This window comes from Nocardioides deserti, from assembly GCF_014266025.1.
Lineage (GTDB): Bacteria > Actinomycetota > Actinomycetes > Propionibacteriales > Nocardioidaceae > Nocardioides > Nocardioides deserti.
Map to the genome: position 1 here is coordinate 74,786 of NZ_JACMYC010000011.1, position 13,074 is coordinate 87,859.

12 protein-coding genes are annotated in these 13,074 nt (G+C 75.2%); 6 read left to right on the forward strand and 6 right to left on the reverse strand.

Going from position 1 to position 13,074, the window contains the following annotated elements; all coding sequences use genetic code 11:
• The first annotated feature begins 9 nt into the window (after nt 1-9).
• On the forward strand, nt 10-1,095 hold the full coding sequence (gene purM, locus H7344_RS16195; protein WP_186347040.1) for a phosphoribosylformylglycinamidine cyclo-ligase: 1,086 nt from the start codon (nt 10-12) through the stop codon (nt 1,093-1,095).
• Nucleotides 1,096-1,293: 198 nt separating this feature from the next.
• A complete protein-coding gene (locus tag H7344_RS16200) occupies nt 1,294-1,482 on the forward strand; it encodes a DUF3073 domain-containing protein (protein ID WP_166196252.1) in 189 nt (62 codons plus the stop codon).
• A gap of 97 nt (nt 1,483-1,579) precedes the next feature.
• Here the strand turns inward: H7344_RS16200 and H7344_RS16205 are convergent, their stop codons facing one another.
• The gene (locus H7344_RS16205; protein WP_186347041.1) at nt 1,580-2,695 is read right to left on the reverse strand and encodes a Glu/Leu/Phe/Val family dehydrogenase; all 1,116 of its coding nucleotides are present in this window, start codon (nt 2,693-2,695) and stop codon (nt 1,580-1,582) included.
• Nucleotides 2,696-2,786: 91 nt separating this feature from the next.
• The gene (locus tag H7344_RS16210) at nt 2,787-3,755 is read right to left on the reverse strand and encodes a serine/threonine-protein kinase (RefSeq protein ID WP_186347042.1); all 969 of its coding nucleotides are present in this window, start codon (nt 3,753-3,755) and stop codon (nt 2,787-2,789) included.
• Between the two features lie 20 nt (nt 3,756-3,775).
• Between H7344_RS16210 and H7344_RS16215 the strand changes: the two genes are divergently transcribed.
• The gene (locus tag H7344_RS16215) at nt 3,776-4,330 is read left to right on the forward strand and encodes an RNA polymerase sigma factor (protein ID WP_186347043.1); all 555 of its coding nucleotides are present in this window, start codon (nt 3,776-3,778) and stop codon (nt 4,328-4,330) included.
• A gap of 9 nt (nt 4,331-4,339) precedes the next feature.
• Here the strand turns inward: H7344_RS16215 and H7344_RS16220 are convergent, their stop codons facing one another.
• The 3 genes from H7344_RS16220 to H7344_RS16230 form a co-directional block, all read right to left on the reverse strand.
• Nucleotides 4,340-5,659: a hypothetical protein gene (locus tag H7344_RS16220; RefSeq protein WP_229707225.1), complete on the reverse strand. Its 1,320-nt coding sequence runs from the start codon at nt 5,657-5,659 to the stop codon at nt 4,340-4,342.
• Nucleotides 5,659-8,853 (reverse strand): response regulator, encoded by a 3,195-nt coding sequence (locus H7344_RS16225; protein WP_222130762.1) that lies wholly within the window; start codon nt 8,851-8,853, stop codon nt 5,659-5,661. The genes H7344_RS16220 and H7344_RS16225 overlap by 1 nt, the downstream gene beginning before the upstream one ends.
• A gap of 84 nt (nt 8,854-8,937) precedes the next feature.
• Nucleotides 8,938-9,150, reverse strand: a complete 213-nt coding sequence (locus H7344_RS16230; RefSeq protein WP_166196242.1) for a hypothetical protein — start codon at nt 9,148-9,150, stop codon at nt 8,938-8,940.
• Between the two features lie 133 nt (nt 9,151-9,283).
• On the opposite strand from H7344_RS16230, the gene H7344_RS16235 reads away from it, so the two are divergent.
• The gene (locus H7344_RS16235; RefSeq protein ID WP_186347045.1) at nt 9,284-11,215 is read left to right on the forward strand and encodes a PAS domain S-box protein; all 1,932 of its coding nucleotides are present in this window, start codon (nt 9,284-9,286) and stop codon (nt 11,213-11,215) included.
• A 34-nt stretch (nt 11,216-11,249) separates the two neighbouring features.
• Here H7344_RS16235 and H7344_RS16240 read toward each other — a convergent pair whose 3' ends face one another.
• The gene (locus H7344_RS16240; protein ID WP_186347046.1) at nt 11,250-12,041 is read right to left on the reverse strand and encodes an SDR family oxidoreductase; all 792 of its coding nucleotides are present in this window, start codon (nt 12,039-12,041) and stop codon (nt 11,250-11,252) included.
• 103 nt (nt 12,042-12,144) lie between these two features.
• Here H7344_RS16240 and H7344_RS16245 point away from each other — a divergent pair, with 103 nt between their 5' ends.
• The gene (locus H7344_RS16245; protein WP_186347047.1) at nt 12,145-12,540 is read left to right on the forward strand and encodes a hypothetical protein; all 396 of its coding nucleotides are present in this window, start codon (nt 12,145-12,147) and stop codon (nt 12,538-12,540) included.
• 60 nt (nt 12,541-12,600) lie between these two features.
• Nucleotides 12,601-12,927, forward strand: a complete 327-nt coding sequence (locus H7344_RS16250) for an STAS domain-containing protein (RefSeq protein ID WP_186347048.1) — start codon at nt 12,601-12,603, stop codon at nt 12,925-12,927.
• The last annotated feature ends 147 nt before the right edge of the window (nt 12,928-13,074 follow it).

Consider the following 13,074-nt stretch of genomic DNA (forward strand, 5'->3'; position numbering starts at 1 on the left):
GACCAGCCGGTGACCAACGGCCAGAACGCCTACGCCCGTGCCGGTGTCGACATCGAGGCGGCCGACACCGCCATCGAGCTGATGAAGGGGTACGTCGCCCGCGCGACCCGCCCCGAGGTGATCGGCGGGCTCGGCGGCTTCGCCGGCCTCTTCGACGCGAGCGCGCTGACGAAGTACGAGCGTCCCCTCCTGGCAACCTCCACCGACGGCGTCGGCACCAAGGTCGCGATCGCGCAGGCCATGGACGTCCACGACACCATCGGCTTCGACCTCGTCGGCATGGTCGTCGACGACCTGGTCGTCTGCGGCGCCGAGCCGCTGTTCATGACCGACTACATCGCCACCGGCCGGGTCGTGCCGGAGCGGATCGCCGCGATCGTCAAGGGCATCGCGGAGGCCTGCCGGGTCGCCGGCTGCGCGCTCGTGGGCGGCGAGACCGCCGAGCACCCGGGCCTCCTCGGTCCGGACGAGTACGACGTCGCGGGCGCCACCACCGGCGTCGTCGAGGCCGACCGGCTGCTCGGGCCGGGCCGGGTCCGTCCCGGTGACGTCGTCCTGGCCATGGCCGCCAGCGGCCTGCACTCCAACGGCTACTCGCTCGTCCGCCACGTGCTCCTCGGCGCCACCGACGAGGGCGGCGCCGCCTGGTCGCTGGACCGCAACGTGCCCGAGCTCGGCCGGTCGCTCGGCGAGGAGCTGCTCACCCCCACCCGCATCTACGCCAAGGCCTGCCTCGAGCTCGCCGACCGCACCGGCGTCCACGCGATGTCCCACATCACCGGCGGCGGGCTGGCCACGAACCTCGAGCGGGTCATGCCGGTCGAGCTGACCGCCACGCTCGACCGCGGCACGTGGACCCCGCAGCCGGTCTTCGACCTGGTCCGCAGGGTCGGCGACGTCTCGCAGGAGGACCTCGAGGCCACGCTCAACTGCGGCGTCGGCATGGTCGCCGTCCTCCCGCCCGACGACGTCGACGAGGCCGTCCGCCTCCTCGCCGAGCACGACGTCCGCGCCTGGCCCGCCGGCGAGGTCCGCGAGGCCGGCGACGCCCGCGGCGGCTCCGTCCGGCTCACCGGCCAGCACCCCGGCTGGTAGCCCCCACCGCCCTCCGGCTTCGACCCCCGACCGACCACCGGACCCGCCCGACACCGGCCCCACGGGGCGCGCGGACGCGAGTTCGACCCCGGACGTGCGGGAACAACCATCGAACAGGTAGCGTTGGCGCCACGGAGAATTTCTGAGGACAGCCCGGGTGCCACTGTGCCCCGGCCAAGTTGCGAGGGGGCTGACCCTATGGGGCGCGGCCGAGCGAAGGCTAAGCAGACGAAGGTCGCCCGCGACCTGAAGTACCGGACTCACGAGACGGACTTCGGGAAGCTGGCGCAGGAGCTGCACGGTGGTGAGACCGACCACCAAGAGCCCGAGGTGGATCCGGAGATCCTCGAGAAGTGGGCTGACGTCGTGGAGCCGCAGCGCGACTGACGAGTGACCCGGCCGCCGGATCCCTCAGCCGAGGGATCCGGACGACCGGGTCATCGTCTTTCCTCCGGCCGAGGGCCGGACCGAGGGGGCGGCAGGGTCAGCGACCCAGCCAGATCCCTCGCAGGCGGCCGACCTCGCGGATGCGACGCTCGGCGAGCCGGTCGGCGGCGACGGCGGGTGAGACGCCCTCGGCGGCTGCGGTCCGCAGGACCGTCAGCGTCGTGTCGTAGAGGCCGGAGGCGCGCTGCTGCGCGCGCTCGAAGGAGAACCCCTCGAGCTCGTCGGCGACCTGCACCAGGCCGCCGGCGTTGACGCAGTAGTCGGGGGCGTAGACGATCCCGCGGTCCAGCAGCGACTTCTCGACGCCCGGGTGGGCGAGCTGGTTGTTGGCGGCGCCGCAGACGACCTGCGCCGTCAGCACGTCGACGACCTCGTCGGTCAGCGCGCGTCCGAGCGCGCACGGCGCGTAGACGTCGAGCGGCTCGGCGACCAGCTGCTCGGTCGTGGCGACCGCGCGCACCGCGCCGGAGGCGGCGTGCTCGGCGAGGACCTGCTCGACCGCGGGCGCGTGCACGTCGGTGACGACGACGCGGGCGCCGTCCTCGACCAGGTGCCGCACCAGGTGCCGCCCGACCTTGCCGACCCCGGCCACCCCGACGGTCCGGCCGGTCAGCGACGTGCTGCCCCAGGCGTGCTCGGCAGCCGCGCGCATGCCCTGGAACACGCCGTACGCCGTGAGCACCGAGCTGTCGCCGGCGCCGCCGTGGGCGACGGTGCGACCGGTGACGAAGGAGCACTCGCGCGCGACGTGGTCCATGTCGGCGCTGTAGGTGCCGACGTCGCAGGCGGTGTAGTAGCGCCCGGCCAGCGACTGGACGAACCGGCCGTAGGCGCGGAGCAAGGCCTCGGACCTCAGCGTCGTCGGGTCGCCGATGATCACGGCCTTGCCGCCGCCGAGGTCCAGCCCGGCCAGCGCGGCCTTGTAGGTCATCCCGCGCGAGAGGTCGAGGACGTCGCGGACCGCGTCGGCGGTCGTGGCGTAGGGGTGGAACCGGGTGCCGCCGAGGGCGGGGCCGAGCGCGGTGGAGTGGATCGCGATGATCGCGCGGAGGCCGGTGGCCGGGTCGTTGCAGAAGACGACCTGCTCGTGCTCGGTGCCGTGGTCGAGGAGGTCGACGGCGGGAGCGTGCTCGGGGCGGTGGGTCGCGGACATGGGTGCGCCTGCTCTCTGTGCGGCCGCGGGGGTGGTGCGGCGGGTGGGCGACCCACAGGGGTGGCGTGGGTCACACCCAGCCTAGGACGTCTCAGCCGAGCGCGCGCACCAGGGCGTACGCCGCGGCGAAGGCCCCCAGCAGCACCAGCACGGCGAGCAGGGCGGTCACCACGGGCGATCCCGCGGGGCGCTCGGCCGCGGCCGGCCGCTCCGGCGTGGTGGGCCGGTGGGCCGGCAGCGCCACGGTCGCGCCGTCCGTGAGCGCCCGACGCAGGCCGGCGACGAGCGCACCGACGTCGTCGGGGCGCCGGTCCGGGTCGGGGTCGAGCGCACCGAGCAGCACCTCGTCGACGGCGGGCGGCAGGTCGGCGAGCGTCGACGGCGCGGCCGGCAGCCCGGCGGTGGCCAGCGAGCTGACCGACCCGGTGCGCGCCAGCTCGCCGGTGAGCAGCTGGTAGGAGACCGCCGCCAGCGCGTGCACGTCGGCCCGCCGGTCGACGCCGGTGCCGAGGGCCTGCTCGGGAGCCATGTACGCCGGCGTCCCCACCACCTGCGTCAGCCCGCTCGCGTGCAGCATCGCCTTGGCGACCCCGAGGTCGGCGACGAGCAGCCGCTCGCCGGCGCTGCCGCCGCTGCGGAGCAGCAGGTTCTGCGGCTTCACGTCGCGGTGCACCACGCCGAGGTCGTGCAGCACGGCCAGCCCGTCGGCGGCCTGCGCGACCAGGTCGACCACCCGGCCCGGCGGCAGCGGCCGGCCGGGCTCGAGCAGCGTGGCGAGCGAGCCGAGGTCGGCGTACGTCATCACGAAGTACGGCGTCCCGTCGGCCTCGCCGATGTCGTGCACCCGCACGACGTGGTCGCTGTCGGCGCGGCGCAGGATCCGCGCCTCCTCGAGGAAGCGCTCGCGGACGTCGAGCCGCTGCGCCCAGTTCTCCGCGAGCGCCTTGACGGCGACGTCGGAGTCGAGCTCGGCGTCGTGGTAGAGCCAGACCGTCGCGAACCCGCCGACCCCGAGCCGGTCGACGCGCCGGAGGCGGCCGAGACGCTCGGGGAGGGGCATGGGCCGTATCGTCCCAGAACGTGGAGGAGCCCACCCCCGACGAGCTGGACGCGCTCGCGCTGCGCGCGGCCGCCGGCGACCGGGACGCGCTCGAGGAGCTGCTCGCCGCCGTCCAGCCGCGGGTGCGCCGGATCTGCGGGCGGATGCTGCTCTTCCCCGAGGACGCCGAGGAGGCCGCGCAGGACGCGCTGCTGCTCGTCGCGACGCGGATCGGGTCCTTCGCCGGGCGCAGCCGGTTCACCACCTGGATGCATGCGGTCGCGTCCAACAGCGCCCGCTCGACGTACCGCACGCTCAAGCGGCGTGCCGCCGAGCGGCTCACCGACGAGCTCCCCGTCGCCGCCGACCCGCGCACGACCAGCGTCATCGCCGGCAGCCGGCTCGACCTGCTGGAGGCGCTCGAGGTCGTCGGCGCCGAGCGCCCCGAGCTGGTGGAGCCGCTGGTGCTGCGCGACGTGCAGCAGCTGGACTACGCGGAGATCGCCCGGCTGCTCGACGTCCCGCTCGGGACGGTGAAGTCGCGCATCCACAGCGCTCGCGCCGCCGTCCGGCCCCTGCTGCGCGTCACGGACTGACCGTCAGCATCAGCCGGCGCGCAGGAGCACGACGTCGCCGTGGGTGCCGTAGCCCGCGAGCGGCCCGCCCGCCCGCGTGCCGTCGAAGGTGACGGCCAGCCACCCGCCGCCCCGATCTCGTCGACCGGCATCCTCGAGGGCGACGAGCGTGGGCCAGGGGATGTTCGAGAGGTACGGCGCGTCCAGCCGCCCGGTCCGCCGCATCGTCAGGTCGTGCACCGGCCACGAGCGCGCGTGCTTGTCGCTGGCGAGCACGTGCCACGCGCCGTCCACCTGCAGCAGCGTCGTGCCCTCGCACTCGCGCGGCGAGGCGTCCGCGCCGAGCAGCCGCAGCCGGTCGAGGTCGGGTCCGCCGGCGAGCGCGGGGTGGAAGTCGAAGTACCGCCGCGCGTTGACGAACCCCACCAGCCATCCCCCGTCGGTGCGGACGAGGTGCGGGTCCCACACCGCCGCCGAGCGCAGCCCGTCGGTCGGGAGCGGCAGCTCGGAGGTGTCGAGGACGTGCCGACCGTGCAGCAGGTCGGCGTCGCTGCGGGCCGGCGTCACGCGCGTGCGGCGGCGTCGGTCGAAGTCGCCCCAGGTGCTCGTCGCGACCAACCACCGGTCGCCGTCGCGCACGAGGTGGGTGGCGTGGTCGCCGAACGCGCCCGGCCGGTCGGGCCGCCGGAAGAAGAGGTCGGCGGTGTGCGTGAGCGCGAGCGTCGCCGGGTCCAGCGACCACACCGAGGTGTGGGCGGTGTCGAAGAAGCCCGGCCCCGCCGAGGTGGCGGTCAGGTGCACCAGCCCGTCGGGGCGGTACGCCGTGCCGTCGGCCGCGGTGACCACACGCAGGTCGCGCAGGCCGAGCTGCCCGAAGCCGCCGAGCGTCCCGCCGTCGGCCGTGAGCGTGGTGAGCCAGCCCTCGTCGTGGGTGTCCACCCGCGGGTCGCGCCGGTCGGCGAGGTCGACCCGGCAGCGGGCGACCCAATCACCGACCGGGTCACCGGACGGGCCACCGGCCTCCCGGGTCAGCAGCGTGGCGTGGGTGCCGGTCAGCGCCAGGCACACCCGCTCGACGGGTGCCGCCGCCCGGCCGTGCCGCCGCGACCGGTGCCGGGTCGTCCGCCGCCCGGTGGTGACCTCCAGCCGTGCGGCGTCGTCGTACCACCCGGTCACGCGGGCCCCGGCTCCGGCGAGCACGAGCGGGGCGCCCGGCTCGCCCTCGACGGCGACGTACGGGCCGACCGCGCCGACCCCGGCCGGGAACGGGCGGACCACCTCGACGGGCCGCCGCCGCGCGACCACCTCGAACCGGGGCAGCAGCGCGGGGACGGGGACCGGCGCGGCCACTACCGCTCGACCGCGTCGCGGAGCGCGGAGACGGCCGCCGCGACCTCGCGGTCGAGGTCGGCCAGCAGCCCGGTCATGCCGGCGGTCGTGCCCGCCTCGGCGTGGTCCTCCATCCGCTGGGCGACCTCCGCGACCCGCGACAGGCCGAGGTTGAGTGCACTGCCCTTGACCAGGTGGCTGGAGGTGAAGGTGCGGTTCGCGTCCCCGGCCCGGACCGCCTCGTGGATCGCCGCGACCTGCTCGTCGATGCGCCCCGTGAACGAGGTGGCGGTGCGCACGAAGAAGCTGACGCCGTCCTTGCGCAGCTCGTCGAGCATCCGCACCCGCGCCGGGTCCAGCACCGGACCGGTGGGGCGGGACCGGCCGGCCGACTCCGCCGGGTCGGACGGCGGCGCCGCCTGCGGACCGGTCCAGCGGTGGAGCACGGCGTCGAGGTCGCCGGGGTCGACCGGCTTGGTGAGGAAGTCGTCCATGCCGGCGGCCAGGCAGCGCTCGCGCTCGCCCTCGAGGGCCGAGGCGGTCATCGCGATGATCGGCACCCGCTCGCCGGACGGCTCGCTCCGCCGGTGGGTGCGGGTGGCCTCGAAGCCGTCCATCCGCGGCATCCGGCAGTCCATGAGCACCGCGGCGTACCCGTGCCGCCCGCGCAGCCGCTCGACGGCCTCGAGCCCGTCGGAGGCGACGTCGACGGCGTAGCCGCGGCTCTCGAGGATGCCGGTGGCCACCAGCTGGTTGACCGGGTTGTCCTCGACCACCAGCACCCGCAGCCCGAGCTCGTCGGGCACCTGCCGCGCGGTCCGTCCACCCGTCTCCTCGGCCGGGGCGAGCAGGGAGAGCAGGACGTCGCGAAGGTCGTCGTGGCGCACCGGCTTGGCGAGGGTCGCCTCGACGCCCGCGGCGCGGGCGTCGCCGGCGCCGACCGCCGAGTCGGACGTGAGCAGCAGCAGGCGGGGCTGCACGAGCGCCGGGTCGGCGCGGAGCCGGCGGGCCAGGTCGAGCCCGTCCTCGTCCGGCATGAGCAGGTCGAGCACGGCGACGTCGTACGCCCGGCCCCGGTGCGTCGCGGTGCGCAGCGCCAGCAGCGCCTCGGCGGCGGTCGGGACCGCGAGCGCCTCGACGTCCCACGCCCTCAGCTGCTCGGTGAGCACGAACCGGTTGGTCGCGTTGTCGTCGACGACCAGCACCCGGCGTCCCGCCAGCGACGCCGTGCCCGGGGAGCTGCCCGTCGCCCGCGCCCCGGCGGCGGCGACGGGACCGCCGCGCCCGTCCTCGATGCCGCGGGCGAACCGCGCCGTGAAGGTGAAGGTGCTGCCGCGGCCCGGCGCGCTGTCGACGGTGATCTCCCCGCCCAGGGCGTGGACGAGCTGCTGGCTGATGGCCAGGCCCAGTCCGGTGCCGCCGTGGCGCCGCGTCGTCGACGGGTCCGCCTGGGTGAAGGCGTCGAAGAGGCGGGCGCGGCCGGCGGGGTCGATGCCGACGCCGGTGTCGCGCACCGAGACCCGCAGCACCGCGTCGTGCGGCGACTGCGCGGCCAGTTCGGCCTCGACGACGACCTCGCCGCGGTCGGTGAACTTCACGGCGTTGGACGCGAGGTTGGAGACCACCTGTCCGAGACGCACGGCGTCGCCGCGCAGGACGCGCGGCACCTCCGGCGCGCACGCCACGACGAGCTCGAGGCCCTTGTCGTGGGCCGGGCCGCTGCACACGCCGGCGGTCTGGTGCAGGACCGCGCGGACGTCGAAGTCCGCGGTCTCCAGCTCCAGCTTCCCGGCCTCGATCTTCGACAGGTCGAGGATGTCGTTGATGATCGCCATCAGCGTCTGGCCGGCGTCGCGCAGGCCGTCGACGAGGCGCTGCTGCTGCTCGTCCAGCGGCGTCCGGCCGAGCAGGTCGGTCAGGCCGATGACGCCGTTCATCGGCGTCCGGATCTCGTGGCTCATCGTGGCCAGGAACTCCGACTTCAGCCGCGACGCCTCCATCGCCGCGTCGCGGGCCTCGGCCAGGTCGGCGGCGTGCTGCTCGCGCTCGGCGACGAGGCCGAGCTGGATGACCACCTGGTCCAGCAGGGCGTACGACGCCTCGTCCGGCGGCACCTCGTCGGCCAGGAGGGTGATCACGCAGACGACCCGCCCGCCGGCGCTCACCGGCAGCGCCACCAGGCTGTGGGTGGGCGGGTCGCCCGGGACGGTGGCCACCTCGATGGCCGCCGACCGCCGGGCCCGCTCGACGAGGTCGAGGTCCGTCCGGCCAGGTCCGTCGGGACCGGAGAGCGGCACCGGCCCGTCGCGGTCGAGGACGTGCGCGGCGAGCGGCTCCCACCCGCTGGCGTCGGCCGGCAGCGCGCGCGCCGCGATCTCGATGGCCTCGGCGAGGGTCGTCGCCCGGTTCGCGGCGAAGGCCATCTCCTGGAGCAACCGGAGCCGGCGGGTCGCCTCGGCGGCCTCGGCGTCGGCCTGCTTGAGCGTGTGGATGTCCTGGCCGGTGCCGCTGATCACCCGCGCACCGGAGGCGGTGACCTGCGCGCGACCCAGGGCGCGCACCCAGCGGACCTCACCGTCGGGTCGCACGATGCGGGCGTCGAACGCGAAGGAGTCCGAGCCCTCGAGCACGTCCGCGAGCACGTCCGCGACCTCCTCGCGGTCCTCGGGGTGGACCAGCGCGACGAACGCCGGCAGCGTGGGCCGCCAGCTCTCGGGGTCCCGGCCGGTGATCCGGTACATCTCCGCCGACCAGTCGGCGACCTCGACCTGCGGGTCCCAGGTCCAGCTGCCGACCCGGGCGATCTCCTGGGCGTCGGCGAGCGCCCGCTCGCGCGCCCGCAGCTGCTCCAGCAGCCCCCGCCGCCCGGCGTACGGCGTCACGCGCACGAGCCAGCGCCACGGCTCGCCGAGCTCCTCCGGCAGCGGGACGGCCGAGACCAGGGCCGGCAGCCCGTCGTCGCCGCGCGCGAGCGTGGCCTCGGCGTTCTCCCACGTCCGGCCGCCGTCGTACGTCGCGTCGTCGCCGGGCCGGGTCACGAACAGCCGGCGCACCGGCGTCCCGAGCAGCTCCTCGACCGACCGGCCGACCACCTCGGCGAGCGCGTCGTTGACGTAGCTGATCGCCCCGGTGGCGTCGACGAAGCACAGACCGTCCGTCGTCGTCTCGGCCACGAACCGGAACAGGTGCTCCGGTGGCCGCTCGGCCTCCGCCACGGGCTCCACCTCCGTCACCATTCTGGCGGCGCTCGCCCGATGGTCCTCGCCGGGGACGAGGTACCCGGCCCGGGCGCCCTCCGGTCACTCCGAGGGTCGGGGCGCCTCCGGGAGCTCGCAGTCGACCTTCGGGTTGACGCCGGCGTAGTTGAGCGGTCCGGCGACGACGGTCAGGGCGGTGTCGCCGAAGGTGCTGCAGCTGACCTCCTGGTCGTCGCCGAAGTAGCCGCGCTGCCAGGCCGCGGCCGCACCGATCACCAGCCACACGACCACCAGCAGTCCGATGAGTCCACGCACAGGCCGCTCCTTCCTCAGGGGAACGACCCGGTACCCCGGTGGTCGGCGTCGGATGTGTCGCGCCTGCCGCCTCGCGGGGCCGGCCGGGCGCCTGCCCGGTGCCAGGATGGCTACGGTGCAGTAGGTTCCGCCCATGCCCGCTCCGACCATCGTCGTGGTCGACGACGCGCCCGAGGTCCGCCTCCTGGTAAAGACCCAGCTGCGTCTGTCCGGCCGGCTCGAGGTCGTGGGCGAGGGAGCGGACGGGTACGACGCGGTCGAGCTGGCCCGCGCGCACCGCCCGGCGCTGATGCTGCTCGACGTCTCGATGCCCGGCCGCGACGGCCTGGCCGCCCTCCCGCTGGTCCTCGACGCCTCCCCGACCACGCGGGTGGTGATGTTCAGCGGCTTCGACCAGGCAGGTCTGGCCGACCACACGCGCCGGCTCGGCGCCTCGGCGTTCGTCGAGAAGTCCTTGCCGATCGAGCAGCTCGTCGACCGGCTCGTGGCCATCGGCACGCCCGCCGGTGCCGACGTCTCGGACGCCGCGACGGGCGAGCCGGGGCACCACCTGGGTGGAAGGACCGAGGACGGAGCGACCGGGAACCGGGACACCGGTCGGCCGCACCCGGACCTCGAGCTCGACCCGGTGCTGGCCGAGCACCTCGAGCGCTTCCGCGAGATCTTCGACGACGCCGCGATCGGCATGGCGACGATGACCCTCGACGGCCGGATCGTGCGGGTCAACCGGCACCTCGTCGGGCTGCTCGGTGACGACGCCGACGCCCTCATCGGCACGGCGTACGCCGACCTCGCCGCGGACCCGGGGCCGGTGCTCGAGGCGCTCCAGAACCTCCGCGACGGCGGCAGTGCGGCGCAGCTCGAGCACGGGCTGGCCGACGAGCCGGCCCGCCGGTTCAACGCGACGCTCTCCGCGGTCCTCGACGCCCAGGACCGCCCGCTGTACTTCCTGCTGCAGGCCCAGGACGTCACCGAGCAGCGGGCCGCCGAGGCCGAGCTGCACGAGACCGAGCAGCGCTTCCGCCTCCTCGTGGAGGCGGTCCAGGACTACGCGATCTTCATGCTCGACCCCGAGGGGCACGTCGCGAGCTGGAACGCCGGCGCGCAGCGCCTCAAGGGCTACAGCGCCGAGGACATCGTCGGCCGCAGCTTCCGCGCCTTCTACCCGCCGGACAAGCAGGCCGAGCGGCACCCCGAGCACGAGCTGGCGATCGCCCGCCGCGAGGGGCGCTACGAGGAGGAGGGCTGGCGGGTCCGCAAGGACGGCAGCCGGTTCTGGGCACACGTGACGATCACGGCCGTCCACGACGCCGACGGCGTCCTGGTCGGCTTCGCGAAGGTCACGCGCGACTCCACCGAGCGCCGCCGGATCCTCGAGCTGCAGCAGCAGGCGAACGAGCGGCTGCGGCGCTCGGCCGCCGAGCAGGCGGAGTTCCTGGCGGTCACCGCCCACGAGCTCCGCTCGCCGATCGGCGTCCTGGCCGCCACCGCCGAGACCCTCGCCCGGCACCACGACGACCTGACCGCGCAGGAGCGCGGCGACTTCGCCGAGGGGATGCGGCGCACTGCCGACCAGCTGCGGCGGCTCCTCGACGACCTGCTCACCGCCTCCCGCGCCGACGCCCGCAGCCTGGGGCTCGCCCCGCAGCCGCTGCCGCTGGCCGAGCAGCTGCGCGCCGTGGTCACCTCCGCGCGCGGCAGCCATCCCCAGGCCGAGGTCGTGCTCGACGTCGAGGACGGGCTGGTCGTCCAGGCCGACCCGGGGCGCCTGGCCCAGATGGTCGACAACCTGGTCGCGAACGCGCTCACCCACGGCCTCCCGCCGGTCGCGGTCTCCGCGCGGGCGGACGGTGACTTCGTGGCGATCGCGGTCCACGACTCCGGCTCGGGGGTGCCGGCCGACGTCCGCGGCCGCCTCTTCGAGCGCTTCGGCACGACCACCGGCGGCACCGGCCTCGGCCTCTACATCGTGCGCGCGCTCGCCGAGGCGCACGGCGGCGAGGCGTCGTACCAGGTCGAGGACCAGAGCTTCGTCATCCGCCTGCCGCGCGAGCGCGGCGCCTGACCGGCGACCGGGCTCGCGCCTACCGAGCTCGCGGCTACAGCTCGCGCCAGCCGGCGCCCGCCTGGTCGTGGCCGTGGGCGGCCATGAGCGAGAGCCCGCCGTCCACGACGTAGCTGCTGCCGGTCACGTACGCGGCCCGCGGCGAGGCCAGGAACGCGATCACCGACGCCACCTCGTGCACGTGGCCCGGCCGGCCCAGCGGGTTGCCGGGCCGCTCCTCGTGGTAGGCGTCCTCGGTGTCCATGCCGGTCATCTCGGTCGAGATCTCGCCCGGCGCGACCGCGTTGACGGTGATGCCGTGCTCGCCGAGCTCGAGCGCGAGGACCTCGGTGAGCGCGCCGAGGCCGGCCTTGGCGGCGCAGTACGCCGCGGCGCCGAGCCGCGGGAGGTGCTCGTGCACGCTCGTCACGTTGACGATCCGCCCGGGGTGACCACCGGCGAGGATGTGCCGGGCAGCGGCGCGGCAGGTGAGGAACGGCCCGTCGAGGTCGGTCGCCAGCACGTGCCGCCAGGTCTCGAGGTCGGTGTCGAGGACGCGGCTGCTGTGGCCGGTGCCGGCCACGTTGACCAGCACGCCGAGACCGCCGAGCTGCTCGACGAGGCGGTCCACGACCGAGCCCGCGTCGGGCGAGGCGGCGTCGAACGGCTCCACGAACGCGCGCTGACCGCGCTGCTCGATCGCCGCCGCGGTCGCCCGAGCGCCCTCGACGTCCTCGTGGCAGGTCAGCCCGACGTCGTACCCCTCCGTGGCGAGGAGCTCGGCGGTGGCGCGGCCGATGCCGGAGTCGGCACCGGTGACGATGGCGAGGCGGGGGTAGTTGGTCATGCCGCGTCGGTACCCCACCGCCCGGCGGTGCTTGCGTGCCTGCCGGCCGCTCCACCTGCCGGGGTGGATGACGGGGAGGTCGTGCCGCGGTTAGCGTCCCGGCATGAGGCGCCCCCACGAGAACGTGGCGACCGTGCTGGTCGACCCGGCCGTGCTTGCCGAGCTCGAGCTGGACCTGATGGCGCTCGACCTTTGGGTGTGGCCGCTCGCCACCGCACCGATCGTCGCGGACGGGCCGCGGCTGGCCTTCCAGGTACGCCGTCGGCTGGTCGAGGCGCGCCGCGGGGCGTGGGACTGCGCCCGCGACTGGACGCCGGTCTGGGTCTCCTTCGGCCTGAGCTGGTACGACGGCGACGAGCCGCTCCCGTGGTCGGCCCACGCCGCGCTGTGGGCGGCGCTCGGCCGGCACGCCGACCACGTGCGGCACACCGTCCGCCTCGGCGGCGTGCCTCGCTTCCCGGTCCGGCACGAGCTCGGCGCCGAGCGCGACACCGCCTGATCCGCGCGCGACCGCGGACAGTGGGTGCGCGGAGCCCGCCGGATCCCTAGTCTTCGACCCGTGGACGGACGCAGCCTCACCTTCGCCGCGCGCGGCGACGTGCTGTGCGTGGCCGGGAGCGTCGACGAGGACATCGTCCACGTGCTCCAGGAGCGGCTGGCCGACTTCGTCGCCGCGCACCGGGGAGACGTCGTCTGGGTGCAGGTCGACGAGGTCGACTTCCTCCCCAGCGCCGGCATCGGCGCGCTCGTCGCGGCCCAGGGCGCGGCCTTGCGGGCCGGGGGCCTGCTGACGCTCGTCGCCGCTCCGGGCACCCTGGCGGCCCGCGTCTTCGGGCTCATGGGCATCGAGCACGACGCTGCGCTGCCCTCCTCCGACACTGGCTGAGCAGGCTCCGCGGAGGCGGGTGACGGCCCGATTTGGTGGTTCACGGGATGGCCGTCTAATGTTTTCTCTGTCGCCAGGGAGCGGCGGGGAGCAAGGCCGGTCTGGTCGGGCTTCCGGCCCCGGTGCGATGGTCAGCCTTCAGGGCAG

What these genes read in the sequence shown, in the direction of transcription:
- H7344_RS16240 (WP_186347046.1), bottom strand. Translation starts at nt 12,041, where the DNA reads ATGACCAACTACCCCCGCCTCGCCATCGTCACCGGTGCCGACTCCGGC.
- H7344_RS16210 (WP_186347042.1), bottom strand. Translation starts at nt 3,755, where the DNA reads ATGCCCCTCCCCGAGCGTCTCGGCCGCCTCCGGCGCGTCGACCGGCTC.
- H7344_RS16245 (WP_186347047.1), top strand. Translation starts at nt 12,145, where the DNA reads ATGAGGCGCCCCCACGAGAACGTGGCGACCGTGCTGGTCGACCCGGCC.
- H7344_RS16235 (WP_186347045.1), top strand. Translation starts at nt 9,284, where the DNA reads ATGCCCGCTCCGACCATCGTCGTGGTCGACGACGCGCCCGAGGTCCGC.
- H7344_RS16200 (WP_166196252.1), top strand. Translation starts at nt 1,294, where the DNA reads ATGGGGCGCGGCCGAGCGAAGGCTAAGCAGACGAAGGTCGCCCGCGAC.
- H7344_RS16205 (WP_186347041.1), bottom strand. Translation starts at nt 2,695, where the DNA reads ATGTCCGCGACCCACCGCCCCGAGCACGCTCCCGCCGTCGACCTCCTC.